General features: G+C 72.3%; 19 protein-coding genes. 14 read left to right on the forward strand and 5 right to left on the reverse strand.

Going from position 1 to position 19,477, the window contains the following annotated elements; all coding sequences use genetic code 11:
• Positions 1–229 precede the first annotated feature (229 nt).
• From AB0L06_RS38975 to AB0L06_RS38985, 3 genes are all read left to right on the forward strand, one after another.
• Positions 230–778 carry a hypothetical protein gene (locus AB0L06_RS38975; RefSeq protein ID WP_500236265.1) on the forward strand — a complete coding sequence of 183 codons (549 nt, stop codon included), beginning with the start codon at positions 230–232 and terminating at the stop codon, positions 776–778.
• Between the two features lie 273 nt (positions 779–1,051).
• Positions 1,052–2,200, forward strand: a complete 1,149-nt coding sequence (locus tag AB0L06_RS38980; protein WP_500236267.1) for a carboxylate-amine ligase — start codon at positions 1,052–1,054, stop codon at positions 2,198–2,200.
• Positions 2,201–2,323: 123 nt separating this feature from the next.
• The gene (locus AB0L06_RS38985; protein ID WP_500236269.1) at positions 2,324–3,604 is read left to right on the forward strand and encodes a pyridoxal phosphate-dependent aminotransferase; all 1,281 of its coding nucleotides are present in this window, start codon (positions 2,324–2,326) and stop codon (positions 3,602–3,604) included.
• 136 nt (positions 3,605–3,740) lie between these two features.
• Here the strand turns inward: AB0L06_RS38985 and AB0L06_RS38990 are convergent, their stop codons facing one another.
• Entirely contained in the window at positions 3,741–4,385 is a 645-nt protein-coding gene (locus AB0L06_RS38990) for a TetR/AcrR family transcriptional regulator (RefSeq protein ID WP_500236271.1), read from the reverse strand.
• A 131-nt stretch (positions 4,386–4,516) separates the two neighbouring features.
• Here AB0L06_RS38990 and AB0L06_RS38995 point away from each other — a divergent pair, with 131 nt between their 5' ends.
• From AB0L06_RS38995 to AB0L06_RS39010, 4 genes are read left to right on the forward strand one after another with little or no spacing between them, the layout of a single operon-like run.
• The gene (locus tag AB0L06_RS38995; RefSeq protein ID WP_500236272.1) at positions 4,517–5,866 is read left to right on the forward strand and encodes a flavin-containing monooxygenase; all 1,350 of its coding nucleotides are present in this window, start codon (positions 4,517–4,519) and stop codon (positions 5,864–5,866) included.
• On the forward strand, positions 5,863–6,708 hold the full coding sequence (locus tag AB0L06_RS39000; RefSeq protein ID WP_500236274.1) for an SDR family NAD(P)-dependent oxidoreductase: 846 nt from the start codon (positions 5,863–5,865) through the stop codon (positions 6,706–6,708). The genes AB0L06_RS38995 and AB0L06_RS39000 overlap by 4 nt, the downstream gene beginning before the upstream one ends.
• Positions 6,705–8,057 carry an MFS transporter gene (locus AB0L06_RS39005; RefSeq protein ID WP_500236275.1) on the forward strand — a complete coding sequence of 451 codons (1,353 nt, stop codon included), beginning with the start codon at positions 6,705–6,707 and terminating at the stop codon, positions 8,055–8,057. Before AB0L06_RS39000 ends, AB0L06_RS39005 begins: the two co-directional genes overlap by 4 nt.
• Positions 8,054–8,758, forward strand: coding sequence for a TSUP family transporter (locus tag AB0L06_RS39010; RefSeq protein ID WP_500236277.1), 705 nt, complete (start codon positions 8,054–8,056; stop codon positions 8,756–8,758). Before AB0L06_RS39005 ends, AB0L06_RS39010 begins: the two co-directional genes overlap by 4 nt.
• 21 nt (positions 8,759–8,779) lie before the next feature.
• On the opposite strand, the gene AB0L06_RS39015 is transcribed toward AB0L06_RS39010, so the two are convergent.
• Positions 8,780–10,114, reverse strand: coding sequence for an alpha/beta fold hydrolase (locus tag AB0L06_RS39015; RefSeq protein ID WP_500236279.1), 1,335 nt, complete (start codon positions 10,112–10,114; stop codon positions 8,780–8,782).
• Positions 10,115–10,180: 66 nt separating this feature from the next.
• Between AB0L06_RS39015 and AB0L06_RS39020 the strand changes: the two genes are divergently transcribed.
• Together AB0L06_RS39020 and AB0L06_RS39025 are read left to right on the forward strand one after the other, a co-directional pair.
• Positions 10,181–10,798: a TetR-like C-terminal domain-containing protein gene (locus AB0L06_RS39020; protein WP_500236281.1), complete on the forward strand. Its 618-nt coding sequence runs from the start codon at positions 10,181–10,183 to the stop codon at positions 10,796–10,798.
• 71 nt (positions 10,799–10,869) lie between these two features.
• Positions 10,870–11,406 carry a peptidylprolyl isomerase gene (locus AB0L06_RS39025; RefSeq protein WP_500236283.1) on the forward strand — a complete coding sequence of 179 codons (537 nt, stop codon included), beginning with the start codon at positions 10,870–10,872 and terminating at the stop codon, positions 11,404–11,406.
• On the opposite strand, the gene AB0L06_RS39030 is transcribed toward AB0L06_RS39025, so the two are convergent.
• From AB0L06_RS39030 to AB0L06_RS39040, 3 genes are all read right to left on the reverse strand, one after another.
• Positions 11,367–11,660, reverse strand: a complete 294-nt coding sequence (locus tag AB0L06_RS39030) for a hypothetical protein (protein WP_500236285.1) — start codon at positions 11,658–11,660, stop codon at positions 11,367–11,369. The two genes, AB0L06_RS39025 and AB0L06_RS39030, sit on opposite strands and share 40 nt — an antisense overlap.
• Positions 11,661–11,866: 206 nt before the next feature.
• Positions 11,867–12,634 (reverse strand): hypothetical protein, encoded by a 768-nt coding sequence (locus tag AB0L06_RS39035; RefSeq protein WP_500236286.1) that lies wholly within the window; start codon positions 12,632–12,634, stop codon positions 11,867–11,869.
• A gap of 79 nt (positions 12,635–12,713) precedes the next feature.
• Entirely contained in the window at positions 12,714–12,845 is a 132-nt protein-coding gene (locus tag AB0L06_RS39040; RefSeq protein ID WP_500236287.1) for a hypothetical protein, read from the reverse strand.
• 393 nt (positions 12,846–13,238) lie between these two features.
• Here AB0L06_RS39040 and AB0L06_RS39045 point away from each other — a divergent pair, with 393 nt between their 5' ends.
• The 5 genes from AB0L06_RS39045 to AB0L06_RS39065 all read left to right on the forward strand — a co-directional run bounded on the left by AB0L06_RS39045 (position 13,239) and on the right by AB0L06_RS39065 (position 19,419).
• Positions 13,239–14,042 carry an alpha/beta hydrolase gene (locus AB0L06_RS39045; protein WP_500236288.1) on the forward strand — a complete coding sequence of 268 codons (804 nt, stop codon included), beginning with the start codon at positions 13,239–13,241 and terminating at the stop codon, positions 14,040–14,042.
• Positions 14,043–14,086: 44 nt separating this feature from the next.
• Positions 14,087–15,067 carry an alpha/beta fold hydrolase gene (locus AB0L06_RS39050; RefSeq protein ID WP_500236290.1) on the forward strand — a complete coding sequence of 327 codons (981 nt, stop codon included), beginning with the start codon at positions 14,087–14,089 and terminating at the stop codon, positions 15,065–15,067.
• A gap of 18 nt (positions 15,068–15,085) precedes the next feature.
• The gene (locus AB0L06_RS39055; RefSeq protein WP_500236292.1) at positions 15,086–15,559 is read left to right on the forward strand and encodes a cupin domain-containing protein; all 474 of its coding nucleotides are present in this window, start codon (positions 15,086–15,088) and stop codon (positions 15,557–15,559) included.
• 23 nt (positions 15,560–15,582) lie between these two features.
• Positions 15,583–16,413, forward strand: a complete 831-nt coding sequence (locus tag AB0L06_RS39060) for an alpha/beta fold hydrolase (protein ID WP_500236293.1) — start codon at positions 15,583–15,585, stop codon at positions 16,411–16,413.
• 210 nt (positions 16,414–16,623) lie between these two features.
• Positions 16,624–19,419: an ATP-binding protein gene (locus tag AB0L06_RS39065; RefSeq protein WP_500236295.1), complete on the forward strand. Its 2,796-nt coding sequence runs from the start codon at positions 16,624–16,626 to the stop codon at positions 19,417–19,419.
• Positions 19,420–19,477: the final 58 nt, after the last annotated feature.

Genomic DNA, 19,477 nt, shown 5'->3' on the forward strand with positions numbered 1-19,477 from the left:
ACTCACCATCGACAGTGAACCCCACACGCCCCGACACAGCGGACGCCATCCGGCGTGTCACCAGACCCGGCGAACGTATGTGGTCAGCGCACTAGCGTTTCGGTGACACCCATGTAGCGACAGACCCGTCTTAACGGGACGTACACCAACCAGTGACCTCAAAAGGCGATGCTCCTGAACGTTTCAGCCGCCGCGCAAAGGTCGGCGGCTCGACACCCAGGGAGTCGACGTGCCCCTTCACGTCCACACCGCCAAGGCCCTGGCCGTGCTCGGCGCAGCCGCTTGCGTCGCGGCCGCCGCCACGAGCTCCGCGACCGCCTCACCGATCGCTCCCAGCTCGTTCCCGCCCGGCTACTGCCACGCCTCGAGCCTCGACCCGGCGACCACGCACCCGGACCCGAACTGCACGCCCGGGGCCCTCAACCCCGACGTGACGCAGTCGACCATCCACCAGACCATCTGCGTCGGGGGCTACTCCGGCTCGATCCGCCCGCCGTCGTCGTACACCACGGCGCTGAAGAAGCAGCAGATCATCGAGTACGGCTACAGCGACACCAGCACGTCCTCCTACGAGGAGGACCACTTCATCCCGCTCAGCCTCGGCGGCGCGCCGCGCGACCCGCTGAACCTGTGGCCCGAGCCGGGCGGCTCCCCCAACCCCAAGGACTCCATCGAGTTCAAGCTATACAAGGCCGTCTGCGCGGACCAGGTCACCCTCGCGGCCGCGCAGCACGCGATGGTGACGGACTGGACCACCGCCGACCAGATCATCCCGTAGCCCCACACGAAGCACGATCCACACGAAGCACGACCCGCGAAGCACGACCCACGCGTGCCAACGCGTGCCGCAGGCCCCGGAAGCCCCTTCCGGGGCCTGCGGCCTGTTCGCCGCGAGGCGCGGCCACAGCGGCGATTCGGGCCAGAGTGGCGAAATATGACAATCGGTTATAATGGGTGCGCGATATGTGACCATTGGGGCTTGAATCCATCTTCGCCCCCAGTTGTGGGAAACCGAGACTCGCAGGCACGTCCGAATCCAGGTGGAGGAGTCGTGTCCACACCAGGTGTCAGACCCGCGACCATCGCCCCGCCGGCGGCCCGATCGACGCTGACGGTGGGAGTGGAGGAGGAGTTCCTTCTCGTCGACGCGCACACCTTCGAGCTGGCCGCCAAGGCGAAGACCGTGCTGGCCGACGCCGACGACGGCAGTGGAACCATGCACATGGAGGCCACCCGCTACCAGGTGGAGTCCGCGAGTCCCATCGCCCGGACCGCCGGCGAACTGCACGACGACCTGCTGCGGACGCGACAGCGGTTCGCCAAGGCGGCCGCCGCGCGCGGATGCCGGCTGGTCGCCACCGGCACACCCGTGATCCGCAGGATCGACGAGCCGATCCTCGCCGACGAGCCGCGCCGCCACGTGCAGCGCGCCCGGTTCGGCGCGCTCACCGACACCCTCGTCGACTCCGGCTGCCACGTCCACGTCGGCACGCTCGACCTGGACGAGGCGGTCCACGCAGCCGACCACCTGCGGCCCTGGCTGCCCGTGCTCATCGCACTCGGGGCCAACTCGCCGTTCAAGGACGGCACCGACACCGGTCACGCCAGCTGGCGCACCGTCGCCGCCTCCGAGTGGCCCTGCTCCGGGATCCCGCCGCGGCTGGGCTCCCCGGAGCACTACCTGGCGGCTTTGGACACGCTGATCGAGTCCGGCACCATCATGGACGAGAAGATGGTCTATTGGGACGTCCGCCCGTCCATGTCCTGGCCGACCGTCGAGGTCCGCGCGCCCGACGTCGCCATGAGCGTCGAGGAGGCCGTTCTGCAGGCCGTCCTGACGCGGGCCCTCGTGCGCGCCGCGCTGCGCGCCCAGAGCCAGGGGCAGCCCGCCCCCGAGGTCTCCGACGAGGTCCTGACGCTCGCGCGCTGGCGCGCCGCCCGGGACGGCCTGGAGGGGCAGGCCGTCCATCCCTGGACCGCCGAACTCGTCCCGGCCCACGTCCTCGTCGAGGACCTGATCGCCTACCTGGCCGACGACCTCGGCGACGCGGGCGACCTGGACTACGTCGACGCCGTCGTCGACCGGCTGCGGCGCGACGGCTGCGGAGCGCACCGCCAGCGCAACGCCTACGAGCGGCGGCTCCGCTTCACCGACGTCGTCCGGTACCTCGCGGACGTCACCGAGGCCCAGGAGCCGTGATCCGCACACCGACCAGGCGCAACGCTTTCCCAGACCGGTCGGGGCAACCTCAGGGGTGACCACACCCGTGTCCCGGCCCTGGTGTCAGCCGTCCAGGCTGCCCGCAGAGAAGGAGACCGAGCGATGACCAGCTGGCGTATGGCTCCCAACCTGGAGTTGAACCAGCTCGTGGACCGAAGGAACGCCGCCGGAGCCGACATCCTGAACCTGGCGTTCGGAGAATCCCGTCTACCGCTGCTCGCTTCGCTGGCCGCGCTGCTCTCCGCGGCGGCGTACCAGACCACCTACGGACCGGTCGCCGGGACACCGGCCGTCCGCGACGCGGGCGCCAGGTACTTCGCCCGCCGCGGGCTGCCCACCGACGCCGGCCAGGTCGTCGTCGCGCCGGGCAGCAAGCCGATCCTCGAGGCCATCCAGTTCGCCGTCGACGGTGACGTGCTGCTGCCGAAACCCTGCTGGAACAGCTACGCGCCGCAGGCGCGGCTCGCCGGCAAGGTCCCGATCAGCGTGCCCATCACCCGCCTGTACGGCGGCGTCCCCGATCCGAGCGCCCTGCGGGCCGCCATCCGGACCGCGCGGGCACGGCGCCTGAACCCCAGGCTGCTGATCTGCACGGTGCCCGACACTCCGACCGGCACCGTCGCGTCACCGGACCTGGTGCGGGCGATCTGCGAGATCGTCGAGGACGAGGACCTGATCCTCGTCTCCGACGAGATCTACCGCGACACCATCCACGACACCCGGACGCCGTTCCTCAGTCCGGCCGAGCTCATCCCGGACCGCACGGTGGTCACCACCGGCCTGTCCAAGAGCCTGGCCCTGGGCGGCTGGCGGATCGGCCTGGCCAGGTTCCCCACCGGTGAACGCGGGGAGCGGATCCTGACCGGCGTCATCTCGGTGGCGAGCGAGATGTGGTCGACACTGGCCCGTCCGATGCAGGAGGCCGCCGACTACGCGTTCGGCGATCCTCCCGAGGTCCGCCAGCGCCTGACCGCGAGCGCGCGCCTGCACGGCGCGGTCGCACGGGCGCTGCACTCGGTCCTGGTCGACGCCGGGGCCCAGTGCCGTCCGCCCACCGGGGCGTTCTACGTCTACCCCGACTTCGAACCGCTGCGGACGCCGCTGGAGACGCTGGGCATCACCGACTCCCGCACGCTCCAGAAGTACCTCTTCGACGAGTACGACATCGCCGTCTTCGCGGGCCACCTGCTGGGCGACGAGTCCGAGGGGCTGCGCTTCAGGGCGGCGACCAGCATGCTCTACGGCTGGACGCGCGAGGAGCAGGAGGACGCGCTGACCAGCGCGGACCCGGTGTCCCTGCCCCACATCCGCAAGTCCCTGACGCGCGTCGCGGACGCCATGGCCGACCTCCGCTCGCGCTGCTTCGCGGAGACCGCCATCTGACCGCCGTCCCATCCGAAGGGATTGTCGTAGGACACGGAAAGTGGCGGGTCGGGCCGTCGGGTCCCATGCCCATGATCAACTGGCATGCGGTGACCGAGGGCCCGACCCGACACCGTTTCCGCGGACGCGCGGGGGTTCAGCTCTCGCGGTCCAGGACGCCGGTCACGACGGCGTGCAGGTTGTCGCGGAAGCGGTCGAGGACGGCCAGGTCGTTCGAGCCCAGCCTGCGTCCCGTGGGGTCGATGACCCCCGCCTGGCCGTAGGAGTGCGCGGTCCACACGATCGTGTAGATCAGCATCTCGACGTCGACCCCGGCGCCGATGCCGGCGCGGTCAAGCACCGTGCGGACGGCGGTGGCGACCTCGGTGAGGAGGGGGCCGGCGAACTCGATCTCGATCTCCGCCACGTCGGCCCCCTCCGACAGCCAGCGGCGTATCCACAGCGTCCCGACCTCGGGACGGCTCAGGCAGAACGACAGGTAGGCGTCGACGAAGCCGAGCAGCCCGGCCCGGGTCTCCTCCGCCGAGGAGCCGCAGGTGTTCAGCTCCTCCAGGGCGGCGACGACCACCTCCCGCTGCGCCAGGTGGGTGCGGCGCATCACCGCGCGGTACAGGTCGGGCTTCCCGCCGACGTGGTAGGCGACCGTCGCGATGTTGAGTCCGACGGCGTCCGCGATGGCGCGGGTGCTGGTGGCGTCGTACCCGCGCTCGGCGAACAGCCGGGTGGCGGCCGTCAAAATGCGTTCGCGGCGGCTGGGGCCGTCGTCGGGCTGGGCGCTCATGCGCCGAGGCTATCGGACGCCCCCACCGGACGCAATCAAGTGATGGAGACAAAAAGACCAGGTCAGAAGGTATTGCACAGGTCTCCATCATTCGATTGAATGAGCGCCCTCGACGGAAGGGAGGGCCTGGCATGGGCGCGACGAGGGTGGCGGTGGTCGGCGCCGGGGCGGCGGGACTGGCCGCGGCCAAGGCACTGCTCGACGGCGGCCTGGCGGTCACCGTCCTGGAGCGGAGCGACCGTCCCGGCGGTCTGTGGGTGCAGGACGAGCCCGGCGGAACGTCCCCGGCCTACGACAGCCTGCACCTCAACACCAGCAAGGGCCGTACCGAGTTCGCCGACTTCCCCATGCCGAAGCGATGGCCGGACTATCCGTCGGCCTCGCTGATCGCCGGCTACCTCGCGGAGTACGCCGACAGGTTCGGCGTCACCGGCCGCATCCGGTTCGGGACCACCGTCACCGCCGTACGCCGCACCGGCCCGGCGTGGGAGGTCGACTCACAGGACGAGACCGGCACGAAGACGGAAGAGTACGACGCGGTGGTCGTCGCCAACGGCCACAACTGGGACCCCAAGTGGCCGTCCCCCGCCTATCCGGGCACGTTCGACGGCATCCAGATGCACGCCCACGACTACCGCAACCCGGACGTGTTCGCCGGCAAGCGGGTGCTCGTGGTGGGCATGGGCAACTCGGCCATGGACATCGCGGTCGACGCGTCCTACGTGTCCGAGGGGCCGGTGTCGCTGTCGGCCCGGCACGGCGCGCACATCGTCCCGAAATACCTCTTCGGCCGCCCCTCGGACGCGACGGGCGGGGCCCTCGCGGTGCTGCCCTGGCGCATCCGGCAGAAGATCGCGCAGACCATGCTCCGCCTGGCGGTCGGCACCCCCGAGAGCTACGGGCTGCCGCGCCCGGCCGGCGGCCTCTTCCAGAACCACCCGACGATCAGCGACACGATCCTGCACCGGCTCACCCACGGCGAGGTCGTCCCCCGTCCCGGCATCGAACGGCTCGACGGCGGCAAGGTGGTCTTCACCGACGGCGCCGCCGAGGACGTCGACGTGATCGTGTGGGCCACCGGCTACCGCGTCACCATCCCGTTCCTGGACCGCGACTGGACCGGCGACGACCCCGAGGCCCTGCCGCTCTACCAGCGGGTCTTCCACCTCAAGGAACCGACGCTGGCCTTCGTCGGCCTGATGCAGTCGACCGGTGCGGCGCTGCCGGTCGTGGAGGCGCAGGCCAAGCTCGCCGCCGCCTACCTCAGCGGGCGCTACGCCCTGCCGTCGCGGGCCGAGCAGCGCGCCGCGGTCGGACGCGCCCACGCCGCGGCCGTCCAGCGGTGGGGCGGGAAGCGGCCGATGATGCGCATCGACTTCGACCAGTACGTCGCCGCCCTCCCCCGCGAGATCCAGGCGGGCGTCCGCCGGGCGGCCGACGGCGCCGCCGTCCACTCCCCGACCGCAAAGGCAGACACGTGACGATCTCCTCCCGCGAACGGCTCCACGACCCCCGAGGACGGCGGGTCCTCATCACCGGCGCGTCCGGCACCATCGGCCGTTCCCTCGGCGAGCGGCTGACGCGCGCCGGGGCGCGTGTGGTCGGCCTCGACCTGCGGCCGTCCGGCGACGAGCCGTTCACCGTGATCGAATGCGACATCACCGACCCCGGCAGCGTGACGTCCGCGGTGGCCGAGGCCCTCGACGAACTGGGCGGGCTCGACATCCTGGTGAACAACGCCGGGATCGGCGGCCCCGCCCCGGCCGAGTTCGCCCCCGAGGACGAGGTGCGCCGCCAGCTCGAGATCAACCTGCTCGGCACCTGGCGCGTGACGGCCGCCTGCGTCGACGCCCTGGTCGCCGCGCGCGGACGCGTCGTGATGGTGACGTCCCGGATGGCGGTCATGCAGCTCCCGCTCGCCGCGGCGTACGGCGCGTCCAAGCGGGCCATGGTCGCCTACGCCGACGCGCTGCGCCTGGAACTCGGCACCCACGTCACGGTCAGCTGCGTCTACCCGTCCGCGGTCAAGAGCCCGATCCACGACTCGACGAAGGCGGCGGGACTGTCGCTAGAGGGCATGAGCGTGTACGAGTCGCTGGACGGCGTGGTCGGCGCGATCCTGCGGACCGCGCTGGCCGTGCGTCCGAGGCGGGACGTGACCACGACCCGCAAGGGCGCGGTGGAGTTCTTCCTGGCCCGCCACCTGCCCGCGCTCACCGACCGGATCGTGGCGCGCACCCTCGCCGCGCGGGCCAAGGCCGGCGCGTTCGACGGGGCGTCCCTCGCCGCCGGGGTGGTCGAGCGGCACCGGAACCGGCCGTGACCTCGCCTGACACGCGGCCCCGCTCCCTGGCCGGGGCGAGCCGGGGGACGCTCGCGGTGTACGCCTCGGGCTCGGTCGGCATGGGCGTCTGGGTCACCGTGCCCGGGCTCCTGCTGCTCTACTTCCTCACCGACGCGCTCGGCGTCCCCGCATTCCTCGCCGGTCTGGCCCTGCTGCTGCCCAAGGTGGTCGACATCGTCGTCCACCCGCTGCTGGGGTCGCGGTCGGACCGCGAGGCCCGCCGGTTCGGCCACCGCCGCCGGATGATGCGCACCGGGCTGCTGCTCGGCGTGGCCATGGTCGCGATGTTCAGCGTGCCGTCCGGCCTGTCCGGTCCGCCCGCGGCGCTGTGGGTGGGCGGCTGGTTCGTGGTGGGCAACCTGCTCTTCGCCGGTTTCCAGGTGCCGTACCTGACGACGCCGTCCGACCTGCTCGTCGGGTACCACGAGCGGACCCGGGTCTTCATGTTCCGGATGGTCCTGCTGACCCTCGGGCTGCTGGGCGCGGGCGTCGCCGCCCCCGCCCTGTCCTCGGCCGGGGGACGGGGCGACTACACGCGGATGGCGCTGCTGCTCGCGGTCGTCATGGTCGTCTCGGCGGCCGTCGCGCTGGTCGGCGTGCGCCGCCTCACCGACGCGTGCGGATTCCGCGCGCCGGACGAGCGGGCCGGGCACTCCACCCTCGCCGACCTGCGTGTCGCCTGGCGCGACCGGGACTACCGGGCGCTGGTGCTGTCCTACCTGTTCACCGGGACGACCACGCACCTCTTCCTGGCCGCGCTCCCCTACGTCACCGAGTACGTCTTCGACGACTCCAAGCTCACCGCGCTGTTCATGGGCCTGTTCCTCGGACCGGCGCTGTTCGCGGGCCCGGTCTGGACGGCCTGGTCGCGGCGGATCGGGAAGCAGCGCGGACTGCTGATCTCCCAGGCCGTGTTCGGCGCGGGTGCCGTGGCCCTGCTGCCGGGGTCCGCGCTCGGCGGGACGGCCGGTGTCGTCGCCACCGCCGTCGTCGTGATGGCGATGGGCATCGCGTTCTCCGGCCTGCAGCTGTTCGCGTTCTCGATGCTGCCCGACGCCGTCGCGGCGGCGGAGGAGGCCGGTTCGTCGAAGGCCGGGGCCTACACCGGGGTGTGGACCGCCACCGAGGCGACCGGCACCGCCGTCGGCCCCTACGTGTACTCCGCGGTCCTGGCGCTGGGCGGTTTCGTGTCCAGCACCGGCGGCGAGCACGTCGCCCAGTCCGGGACGGCGCTGACCGCGCTGCGCATCGGCGTCACCGCCGTCCCGGCCGTCCTGATGGGCGTCGCGCTGTGGTTCCAGCGGCGCTACACCCTGGACGGCAGGTGACCGGTTTCGAGCCGGTGGCCGTCGCGGCCGTCGCTCTGGGCGCGTTCGCGCAGGCGTCGACCGGGATGGGCTTCTCCCTGGTGGCGGCCCCGGCTCTGATCGCGACGCTGGGACCGCACCGGGGCGTCCCTATGGTCCTGCTCCTGGCCGTCCTCGCCTCCCTGCTTCCGCTGTCGCGCGATTGGCGGCACACCCGTCCGCGCGACGCCGGACGGCTCCTGCTCCCCACCCTGCTGGCCACGCCGGTGGCGGCCTGGCTGATGAGCGGGGTGGACACCCGGTTGCTGGCCGTGGCCGGCGGATGCGGCGTGCTCATCGGGGTGGCGCTGCTGGCGCGCGGGCTGCGCTCGTCGTTCCTGAGCCGTCCGGGCGGCGCCTGGTTGACCGGTCTCGGCAGCGCCGGACTCAACGTCATCGGCGGCGTGGGCGGCCCCCCGATCGGCATGTACGCCGCCAACGCCGGATGGCCCGCGCGCGAGACCCGCGCCACGCTGCACGTCTTCTTCCTCGTCCAGAACGCGGCCACGGCCGCCGTCCTGGGGTTCGTCCTCCCGTCCTGGCCCACCGTGCCCGCCCTCGCCGTCGGCGCGGCCACCGGCATGGCCCTGGCTCCCCGGCTCCCCTCTGCCGCGACCCGCACCGGCGTCCTCATCGTGTCCGGCGTCGGAGCCGTCACCCTCATCGCCACCGCCCTCACCTGACCCGCCCCGGCCGCACGCGCGTCACCGGTGCTCGCTCAGGAAGGCGGGGATCTGCCGGCGGGTGGGGAAGTTCGGCAGCGGTGCGGGCTGACCTTGGAGGAACGCGCTGATGACGGCGGCCGCCCGGTCGTTGTTGCGGTCCAGGCCGTTCCACATGTGATGCCCGACTCCGGGCATGTACTGCGTGCGCTGGATGGCGGGGTCTCCAGCCAGGACGGCCGTCTCCCACTGGCGGATCTGTGACGAACACTCGGCGATCATCAGCATGGCGGGCGTCTTCGAACGCGCCAGCTGCGGGGCGATGGACGGGGAGTCCCGCACCGTCCGCTGGATGTGGAGGCTGGCGGCGGCGCTGAAGGAGAAGTTGTCGGCCGTGTCCTCGCGCGGGATGCGATGCGCGTCGCGCGCGCAGTAGGCGGACGCCGTGTCGCTGCCGAGGTCGGCGGCCTTGAACGCGTTGACGCCCTCGGCCTGTCCGACCAGCCCGGTTTCGGGGCTGAGCAGTCCGAGTCGCATCAGGCCGAAGGCCACGGCGTACCGCGGGACGCGGGTCGACCGCGGTCCGGTCAGGCCCGGCGCGAGGCCGCGCGCGGACGGACGTCCCTTGTGCCCGGCGACCCTCGAGGTGACGCCGTCCATCGGGCCGGGCTCGGCGACGACCGCCCGGTGGAACCGCGCGGAGACGGAGGGGTCGGCCAGGGCCCGGGTCAGCACGGCCCCGCCCGAGGAGAAGCCGAGGACGTCGACCTCGCCCTTGCCCAGCCGCTGGACGAAGGCGCCGAGGTCCCGGACCGATCTGGAGATCGTGTACTGGCCCATGGGGAGCAGGTCGCTGCGCCCCCCGCCCGCCTGTTCGTAGGTGTAGACGTCGTAGCCCCGTCCTGCCAGGAGCTGCAGGAACCGGTGGTCGAGCACCGAGATGCCGCGGACCGGTCCCCCGTTGAGGTACACGAGCGGAATCGGATGCCGCGCGCCGGAGCCCGCGGCCGGGTAGTGGTACACGGCGACCGTGCTGCCGGTGTTCAGACTCCAGTGCTGTGTGGCCACGAAGGGCAGGTCAGGCGGGAGTCGCCGGGCCGTGGTCCCGGTCGGGACGCAGACCGTCGCCGTCAACGCCGCCGCGACGAGCACCGGCACGAACGGCACGAGCCGCGCCGCCCCGGTCCGGCGCCGACTCCGCCAGAACGCGAGGACGAGGGCGATCGCGAGAGTCGCCAGCCAAGCGGCGGCTCCCGAACCGGCCCCGTCCGTGAGGACGATCGCCACCAGGAAGAGAACGACCGCCGTCACGACGGCGGCCAATGCCAGAAGCAGGCGCCCGGTGAAGCGGAACAGACGTGGAGCGAAAGCGGACATGGGGGGTCCCATCGTTTTAAAACAGTGTTTCAAAACGACGTTATCACGCGCGGTAGGCTTCCCGGCATGGGCAGACCGAGGACGAACGACGAGGCGGTCGGGGAGCGGCTCGTCGCCTGCGCGACCGAACTGCTGGCCACCGGTTCACGTGACTCGGTCACCGTCCGCGCCGTGGCTGCCGCCGCCGACACGTCGACGACGGCGGTCTACTCCCTGTTCGGCGGCAAGGACGGCCTGTTCGGAGCAGTGCGCGACAGGGCCGTCGCCGGCCTGTTCCAGGAGCTGTCGGCAGTGCCGACCTCCGAAGACCCCCTCGCCGACCTCCACGCCCTGGCCGCCGCCTACCGGCGCTGGGGACGCGGCCACAGCCACCTCTACACGGTGCTGTTCGGAGGGGCCCAGTCCTTCGACCCGTCCGGCGCGGTCGGCGCCGCCGACCCCGTCCGCCCGCTCATCGCGGCGATCGACCGGGCCGTCGCATGTTCCGTCCTCGAGGGCGACGCGACGTCGATCGCCCTCTCACTCTGGATCACCCTGCACGGCCTGGTGGCACTCGAACTGGCCGAAGCCCTCGACACCCCCACGGCCGACGCCGCGTTCCACTCCGCGATCCCCGCCGCCCTACGCGGCTGGGCGACCCCCGCGACGTTCCGCACCCTCCGCCACCCCGACCCCGCGACCTGACGAGCACAGACCAGCGCACGCCGCCCCGGGCGGCTCCGTCCCGTCCCGGACCGGGTGCGCTGGCGGGCGCCATGGACATCCGACGAACCTCCGAACGACAGCACCGCGCCCCGAGCCCGCGTCGCACGGCCGACGCGAACGCCGTCGCCGCGCCGTACACCGCACGGCTGCGCACCACCCAGGGCACGATCGCGTTCGCGGCACTGACGGACAAGGCGCCCTGCACGGCCTACTCGTTCCGCTTCCTGGCCGAGCGCGGCTTCTTCGACAAGACGCACTGCCACCGCTCCACGACCCAGCGGATCTTCGTCCTGCAGTGCGGCGACCCCACCGGCACCCGCAGCGGAGCGCCCGGCTACCAGTTTCCGGACGAGAACCTGGACGGCGCCACCTACCCGGCCGGCACGGTGGCGATGGCGAACGCCGGCCCCGACACCAACGGCAGCCAGTTCTTCTTCACCTGGAAGGACACCAAGCTCTCACCCGCCCTAGCCGATTCGCCCCCTGAGCTGGGGACGCAACCTGCAGAAGAATGGCCGTGCGGTCCGCCTGCACCCGCAGTCGCGGCTCAGCGCGTGAACTTCACGCTCTGGAATTCGACCGACTGAGAACTCTCGCCCGGAGCCATGACCGTGACGGCTTTGCCACGGCAACCAGGTCCGCCGTACAGCTTGGCGGACCGGTCGGTCCCGTTGCTGGCCGCACCATCGGCGAGACCGACGTCATAGCACTGGTCGTCTACCGGCTTGTTGAACACCTGAGTGTCCCCCGGCCGATGGTGAAACATGAAGATGCCCGTGGCAGCGCCTGCGACACCACCGCCGGCCAGCGCGAATGTGGAACCTGCCAGCAGACCGCCCACGATGGCGGTGGCACGACCTCGCATACTGCCCCCCCGTGTTGATATGCACACCGTACGTGATCAAGTGGGAACGTCCACGGCTCTACCGAGGGGCCCGACGGAATCCTCCGGCAGCCGAACTCCGAGTTGACTTTCCAGCTCGGCCGGTTCCTGCGCCTTCAAGGGCTCGTCCAGCCGGTCGGTGAGGCTTGCGCCGGACCGTCGTCCTATCGTGTGATCACGGGCGAGTTCCTGTAGGACCCGGTCGCGTAGAAGTTGCGGTCGATGGCGTCGTCAGGCATCTCCCGCCGCATGTCGCGGGCTTGTTCGCAGACCAGCCGCAGTTGAGCAGCGGACAAGCGTCGCACCTCCCACAGCAGGGCGGCCACATCGGCGGCAGCGGGATCGTCCGGGGGCTGCCCGTCCGGCAAGGCGATTCCGATGATCGCAGCCAGGTCGCCGGCGGGGATGTCGAGCAGGGTGGTGAGGTTGGCCAGCCTGTCCGGAGTCAGCTCGGTCCGGCCCGCCGCGATCCGGAAGACCGTCGAAGGGGACACGTACATGCGGCCGTTGGAGCAACACGCGAGAGCCACCGCCACCTCCCACCCGAGGTTCCGGTTGCTGAGCAGCATGTTCCCGACCATGGCTCCGACCCCGGCCTCGCTCGGGTCGTACACCTGCGCCCCCGCATAGGCCACTTCACGCGGCTCCTGCGGGAGGTCTCGGACCATCCGGCGCACCCGCGATCGCTGTTCGGCCGGAAGGCAGATGACGTCGGGCACCAGGTCGTCGAGGTACCGCCCGGCGGAGGCGTCCAACGGGGCCAGCGCGTCCGGCACCGGCTGACCGGCCATCACGAACAGATCCGCCGCGTGCAGATCCAGCGCCTGAGCCAGTTCCCGCAACAACGTCGGGCTGGGTGGGCGTCCATCGAGGACGCTACGCAGCTCGTCTTCGGGCACCTCGACGGCTTGGGACAGCGAACTGAAACTCAACCCACGATGGTCGATGAGACGCGTCAAGAGGACGCCGAACTCCGGGGACTCCGCCACCGCCCCAGGCTAGTCCCGTGGGCTACCGCGCCACGGTCTTGGTGCGTGTGAACAGCCAGTGCAGGAACCAGATCGGCAGCCACAGCCCGCACGTGAGGACCGACAGCAGCAGGTGCACGGTGTGCGCGGTGCCGCTGAGCTTCTTTCGCGTCACCGTCGGCCCCTGCAAGATCACGATTTGCGGCGGTGGCTGATCGCCGTCGATGCGGCCGTGGTGCGCGGGGTCGTGCGGCTGATGCGGCGGCGGAGTATCCAAGATCCATCCCTCCCCGATGGGCTACTGGCCACAGTGTGGGGCCTGACCTGCGACAACCAGCCGCGGAACACGCGCTGCGGCCGTTGTTGGAGGCATGGCGGATCGGAGCGTTGCCGCGTGGTGATGTGTGGTGGCCTGGCAAGGACGGCACGGGCGATCGCACTAGGGACGAACCCCAGTTCAAGGCGATCGGCACACGGCGGGCTCTGGGGTGCGGCCCTGGTGCGAGGGCGTGGAGCCAGGTGGTGTCGTGGTCGTCCCAGGACGTCCCCAATGCCGAGAAGGTTCGTCATGCCGATCCCCGTCGTCTTCATCCACGGTCTGTGGCTGCACAGCACCTCGTGGCAGCCCTGGATCGACCTGTTCCGCGCCGAGGGGTACGCCCCGTCCGCGCCGGGCTGGCCCGGAGACCCCGACACCGTCGAGGAGGCCCGCCTGAACCCCGAGAGCATCGCCGACCACGGGATCGACGACGTCGTCGGCCACTACGCGGCGCTGATCGCCGACCTGCCGGCCCGGCCGATCCTGATCGGCCACTCCTTCGGCGGCATGATCGCCCAGAAGCTGCTCGGCCAGGACCGCGCCGCCGCCGCGGTCGCGATCGACGCCGCGCAGATCAAGGGCGTCCTGCCGCTCCCCCTGTCCGCGCTCCACGCCACACTCCCGGTCTTCAGGAACCCGGCCAACCGGCACCGCTCGGTCTCGCTCACCGCCGAGCAGTTCCGCTTCGCCTTCGGCAACGCCATCCCGGAGGACGAGTCCGACGAGCTGCACGGGAAGTGGACCATCCCGGCGCCCGGCAAGCCGCTCTACGAGGCGGCCGCCGCCAACTTCAACCCCCACTCGCCCGCGAAGGTCGACACCGGGAACTCCGGCCGGGGGCCGCTGCTGCTCATGTCCGGCGGCGAGGACCACACCGTCCCCGAGAGCGTCACGCGGGCCACGCTCAAGCAGTACCGCCACTCCGACGCCGTCACCGACCTCCTCACCCTCCCCGGCCGCGGCCACTCGCTGACGATCGACCACGGCTGGCGCGAGGTCGCGGACGCCGCCCTGGCATGGCTGAGCCGCCAGGACATCAAGGCCGAGGCATGACCGCCTTCCTCTGAGCCCCCATCGCACACCTGCAGGAGTACCGAGTGAGATTCCGCATGCCCAGGTTCCGGCGGCTGCTCACCACGCTGGCCACGCTGGCGGTCGGACTGGGCGCGATGACCGGCGCGACGGCCGCCACGCCACCGCGCCCTCCCGGCGAAAGCCTCCCCGCCGGATTCAGCGAGCACAGGACACGCGTCGCCGGGATCGGCGTCAACTACGTGATCGGCGGCCACGGCCCGGCCCTCATGCTGATCCACGGCTACCCGCAGACCTGGTACGAGTGGCACGGCGTCATGCCCGCGCTCGCCGAGCACTACACCGTCATCGCCCCCGACCTTCCCGGCGCCGGGAAGAGCGACGCCCCGGCCACCGGCTACGACAAGAAGACCATGGCCGGGGACCTGCACGCGCTCCTGGTCGAGCTGGGGCACGCCGACGACGTCCGGATCGTCGGCCACGACATCGGCACGATGGTCGCCTACTCCTACGCCGCCCAGTACCCCGGGACGGTCAGGAAGCTCGTCCTCAGCGAGGCGCCGATCCCCGATCCCGGCGTCTACCGGTTCCCCTCGCTGACCAGCCACGGTCCGGGCGTGTGGAACTTCGGCTTCTTCAATCTCACGAACGGCCTGCCCGAGGACATGATCCGCGGACGTGAGGTCACCTGGACCTCCGGGTTCATCGGCGGATATGAGGTCGTCAAGGGCGCGGTGAGCCCCGCCGACATCCAGGTGTTCGCCCACTACCTGCGCGACCCCGCCCACCTGGAGGCCGGCCTCGCCTGGTTCCGCGTCTTCCCGCAGGACATCCGCGACGACGCCCGGTTCCAGAGGACGCCGCTGCGCATGCCGGTGCTCGCGATCGGAGCGTCCGGCAGCCTCGGCGCGTTCGAGGAGACGCAGGCCAGGCAGTACGCGACGAACGTGACCGGCGCCGTCATCGCGGGCTCCGGCCACTGGATCTACGAGGAGCACCCCGGCGAGCTCACCCGCATGCTGCTGCGGTTCCTCGGCCGGCCATGACCCCAGGAGGACGACGCCGTGCACTTCCCCACGTTCGCCCCCGCCCCTGAACGCGAGCCCTTCTGGTTCCTCGGCGGCCAGGCCAGGATCCTCCTTCCCGGCGGCGCGACCGACGACGCGCTCAGCCTGATGGAGTTCGCCGACCCGGTCGGCCACGCGCCGCCGCTCCACGTCCACGAGAACGAGGACGAGCTCTGGTTCGTCCTCGACGGCGAGGTGACGTTCCTCGTCGGCGACGAAAGCCACGACCTGGTCGCCGGCCAGGTCGCCCACGGCCCGCGCGGCGTGCCCCACAGCTACCTGGTCCGCTCCCCGAAGGGGGCCCGGCTGGCGGTGGTGTTCAGCCCGGCCTCCATCGAGCGGTACTTCCGGGCCAACGGGACGCCCGTCGGCGAGGCCGGCGACCTCCCGCCGGAGTTCGACCTGGAGACCGTGATCGCCTCCGCCGCCGCCTTCGGCCTCCGAGTGGCCGGGCCGCCCCCCACCTTGTGACCGAGAAGACGAGAGGTCCCCACATGCCCGACACCAAGCCCCGTGGGCCGCGACGCGGAAGACTCGCGGTCTCCGCGCTGGCGGCCACGCTGCTGCTGGCGGTCCCCGCGGTCTCGAACGCCTCACCGGACGGGACGAGCCGCGCCACCGGCGCCCCCAAGCCGACCGTCGTCCTCGTGCACGGCGCCTTCGCCGACTCCTCCAGTTGGAACGACGTCGTCACCGGGCTGGAACGAGACGGCTATCCCGTGATCAGCGTCGCCAACCCGCTCCGGGACCTGGCCGGCGACTCCGCATACCTGTCCAGCGTCCTGAACACCGTCCCCGGTCCGGTCGTCCTGGTCGGCCACTCCTACGGCGGCGCCGTCATCACCGACGCCGCCACCGGTCACGCCAACGTCAAGGCCCTCGTCTACATCGCCGCGTTCGCCCCCGACCAAGGCGAGAGCGGCCTGGCGATCCTCGGCCGCTACCCAGGCAGCCAACTGCCGCCCGCCTTGGTCGTCCGCCCCTTCCCCGAAGGCCAGGACGCCTACATCAACGCCGCCGACTTCCGAGACGTCTTCGCCCAGGACGTCCCGGCGCGGCGGACCCGGCTGATGGCCGCCTCCCAGCGCCCGGTCGCGCTGGCCGCGTTCGCCGCCCCGTCCACCACACCCGCCTGGAGGACCATCCCGTCCTGGTACATGATCGCCGGGGCCGACCATGCCATCCCGCCCGCCGCCGAACGCGCCATGGCCGAACGTGCCCACGCCCACACCGTGGTCGTCCCGGACGCCTCCCACGCCGTCCTGGTCTCCCACGCCCGGGCCACCGCGAACCTCATCGAAGCCGCCGCGACGGCCACGTCCTGATCCGGCGGGCGGGGGGCCTCGGACGCGGGGTCCCCGCCCGCGACACGCCCCGGCCTGCCCACTGCCTCCACCGTCCGGCCCTGACCAGTACCGGCCTGTTCGCCGACAACGCCCTCTGCCGCCCGGCGGACACCTGGGGCCGACCGGTGCCGGGCAGTACGCTGCCATTTCAGGCAGAACGGCCAGTCAGGCCCGGCCGGAGAGGACCTCGTGGAGCTCATCGGCCGGGGAGGACCGCTGGAGTTCCTCCGCAGTGCCTTGGCGGACACCGGAGGCGGTGGGAGCGCGGTGCTGGTCCGCGGCGCCGCGGGCATCGGCAAGTCCGCGCTGTTGGGAGCGGTCTCCTCCGCCGCGGAGGCCCTGGGGTTCCGCGTGCTGCGGACCGTCGGGGTCGAGGCCGAGAGCAGGGTGCCCTTCGCCGGCCTGCAGCAGCTGCTCCGCCCGCTCGGCCCGGGGATGCCCGACCTGGCCGCGCCGCAGCGGTCGGCCCTGCGAGCCGCCCTGGGCCAGGTCGAGGCGGACGTGCCGGACGTCTTCCTGGTGGGTCTGGCCGCCCTCGACCTGGTGGCCGACGCTGCCACGACGGCGCCGGTCCTGGTCCTCGCCGACGACGTGCAGTGGCTGGACGACGCGACCGTCAGCGTCCTGGCGTTCATGGCGCGACGGGTCGTCGCCGAGCCGGTCGTCATGGTGGGGGCCGCCCGGGACGGCTACCGGTCACGGCTGGGCCGGGACGAGATCACCACCCTGGCCCTCGGGCCGCTCTCCGACGAGGAGGCCGCCGAGCTGCTGGTCGGCGTCGCCCCGGACCTGTCGCCGGCCGCGCGCCGCCGTGTGCTCCACGAGTCGGCGGGGAACCCGCTGGCGCTGACCGAACTGTCGCGTGCCCTCGGCGTCGACGTGGCCGGCTCCGGCCTGCCGTTGACCGAGAGGCTGCAGCGCGCGTTCACCGATCGCCTGAACACCCTGCCCGAGGCGACCCGCGGGCTCCTTCAGGTCGCGGCGCTGGACGACGGGCCCTCACTCTCGGAGATCTTCGGCGCGACCCGGCTGCTCATCGGCCGTCCGGTCGGCGCCGCCGACATCGATCCGGCCGTGCGCGCGGAACTGGTCGGCGTCGTCGGGTCGGAGCTGCGGTTCCGGCACCCGCTGATGCGCTCGGCGATCCGGCAGGCCATGGCGACGTCCCGGCGGCATGCCGCCCACGCCGCTCTCGCCGAGGTCCTGGAGGGCCAGCCGGACCGGCAGATCAGGCACCGGGCCGCCGGGGCGGCGGCCCCGGACGAGTCGGTCGCCGCCGCGCTCCAGAACGCCGCCGCCCGTGCCGCGCGCCGGGGCGGCATCTCAGCCGCGGTCGGCGCCCTGGAGCAGGCCGCCGCGCTCAGCGAGGACCCCGGACTCCGCGTCGAACGGCTGCTCCGCGCGGCCGACTTCGCCGTGGAACTCGGCCGTTCACAGGCCGTCGGCCAGATCCTCGACCAGGTGATGAACGCGGAGCTGACGCCACGCCAGCACGCGGCGGTCGTCTGGCTCCGTGGAAGCTTCGACGAGGGGCTGCACCACCACTCGTCCGGTGCGATCTCCCTGACCGCGCTCGCCGAGGACATCGCCGCCGTCGACCGGGTGCTGGCCCTGCGGATCCTGTGGAGCGCGGCCCAGCTCTGCTTCTGGTCCGATCCGGGGCCGGAGGGACGGCGCGGCGTCCTGGACGCGGTCGAGCGGATGGAACTCGGCGAGGCCGATCCCTGGCGGCTGGCGATCTGCGCGTACGCCGCGCCCGTCGAGCGAGGAGCGTACGTCCTGGACCGGGCCCGCCACGTCGCCTTCAACGACGGCGACGACGGCCGCGCCTACCGGATGCTCAGCACCGCCGCCCTCCTCGCCGGCGGTTTCGACCTTTCCCGGGCCTTCTCGTCCGCCGGCGGCGCGGGCCTGCGCGCACAGGGCCGCCTCGGCCTGCTGGCGCGCACGGTCGGCGCCGAGGCGTGGAGCGCCCTGGTGGTCGGCGACCTGGGAGCGGCGATCTCGGCGACCGAGGAGTCGCGCCGCCTGGCCCGCGAGACCACGCAGACGATGATGTACGCGCTGATGACGGCGACCGCGGCGAAGCTGGCGGCGCTGCGGGGCGACCACGACGGCGCGCTGCGTCTCGCCGAGGAGGCGGAGGGGATCGGCCTGCCGGTCGGCGCGCGGCCGGTCCTGGCGACGGCCGTGACCGCCCGGGGCCTCGCCGCTCTGAGCGCCGGCCGGTTCGAGGAGGCACTGGCCCATTTCCGGCGCCTGCACGACCCCTCGGACCCGTCGTACCAGCTCGCGCTCCGCCTGACCACGCTGGGCGACCTCGTCGACGCGGCGGTCCACTGCGGCCGTCCCGACGCCGCCGCGCCCATCGTCGCCGAGCTCCAGGACGTCGCGAAGCTCACCCCGGCGCCCGTCCTGCACGCCGACCTGCGCCTCGCGCACGCCCTTCTGGCCTCCGCCGAGGACGCCGACGCCCGTTTCGCCACCGCGCTCCAGGCCGACCTCGCGGCCTGGCCCCTGATCCGGGCGCGCACCCACCTGGCCTACGGCGAGTGGCTCCGGCGGCACCGGCGCCATGTCGAGGCCCGTGACCAGTTGCGCACCGCCCGGGACATGTTCGACGCCCTCGGCGCCATCCCGTGGGGCGAGCGGTCCCGCGCCGAACTCCGCGCGGCCGGGGAGACCAGCCGGCGCCGCCCGCCGGACGCCCGCGACCGGCTCACCCCCCACGAGCTGCAGATCGTCCAGCTCGCCGCCGAGGGCCTGACCAACCGGGAGATCGGCCAGCGCCTCTACCTCTCACACCGCACCGTCAGCTCCCACCTGCACCGCATCTTCCCCAAACTGGGCGTCACCTCCCGCACCGAACTCCGCGCACTCGTCCCCGCCCCGCGCCGACCCACCCGCGCCCGGTCGTGTGGCGGTGCGCGCCTTGCGCTCATCCACCGTCATGTGACGCTCGCTCGCGTCCGGACTCAGACCTAGCGTCGGTGGCGTCAACGCGTCGAGGGGATCCGTCTCGTGGTACGGCGAGGTGTCACGG

The sequence above is a fragment of the Spirillospora sp. NPDC052269 genome (assembly GCF_040679435.1).
Lineage (GTDB): Bacteria > Actinomycetota > Actinomycetes > Streptosporangiales > Streptosporangiaceae > Spirillospora.

Bases quoted from the DNA above. Each gene is read 5' to 3' on its own strand.
- AB0L06_RS38985 (WP_500236269.1), top strand. From the start codon at position 2,324: ATGACCAGCTGGCGTATGGCTCCCAACCTGGAGTTGAACCAGCTCGTG.
- AB0L06_RS39060 (WP_500236293.1), top strand. From the start codon at position 15,583: ATGCCCGACACCAAGCCCCGTGGGCCGCGACGCGGAAGACTCGCGGTC.
- AB0L06_RS39015 (WP_500236279.1), bottom strand. From the start codon at position 10,114: ATGTCCGCTTTCGCTCCACGTCTGTTCCGCTTCACCGGGCGCCTGCTT.
- AB0L06_RS39020 (WP_500236281.1), top strand. From the start codon at position 10,181: ATGGGCAGACCGAGGACGAACGACGAGGCGGTCGGGGAGCGGCTCGTC.
- AB0L06_RS39025 (WP_500236283.1), top strand. From the start codon at position 10,870: ATGGACATCCGACGAACCTCCGAACGACAGCACCGCGCCCCGAGCCCG.
- AB0L06_RS38990 (WP_500236271.1), bottom strand. From the start codon at position 4,385: ATGAGCGCCCAGCCCGACGACGGCCCCAGCCGCCGCGAACGCATTTTG.
- AB0L06_RS38995 (WP_500236272.1), top strand. From the start codon at position 4,517: ATGGGCGCGACGAGGGTGGCGGTGGTCGGCGCCGGGGCGGCGGGACTG.
- AB0L06_RS39045 (WP_500236288.1), top strand. From the start codon at position 13,239: ATGCCGATCCCCGTCGTCTTCATCCACGGTCTGTGGCTGCACAGCACC.